This is a genomic window from Halomonas sp. SIMBA_159 (genome assembly GCF_046536035.1).
Taxonomy (GTDB): Bacteria; Pseudomonadota; Gammaproteobacteria; order Pseudomonadales; family Halomonadaceae; genus Vreelandella; species Vreelandella venusta_A.
In genome coordinates, this window is sequence record NZ_JAWJBT010000755.1 from 1 (window position 1) to 265 (window position 265).

General features: G+C 44.5%; 1 protein-coding gene. It reads left to right on the forward strand.

Annotated elements, in window-relative coordinates; genetic code table 11:
• On the forward strand, positions 1-265 hold a 265-nt coding region (locus R0J87_RS21225), incomplete at both ends, for a hypothetical protein (protein ID WP_498888763.1).

Below are 265 nucleotides of genomic sequence, written 5' to 3' on the forward strand. Positions count from 1 at the left end.
TGGACAGAGCAAGTTATTTGTAGTTTTGACTGAAAATATGGGGGGTAGACTTCAGGGAGGTATTGTTGAATTGCCGGTTAAATCTCAATCTGGAATAATGCGCGGCTGTATTAATCCAACTGATGGTCAGCTTTATATGGTCGGTCTGCACGGCTGGCAAACTTTGGCAGAAAATGATGGAGGTTTTGAGCGGGTTCGCTATGTCGGTGGAAATGTTAATATGCCGGAAGAATTGCATATCACACCACAGGGTGTAGAGATTGGG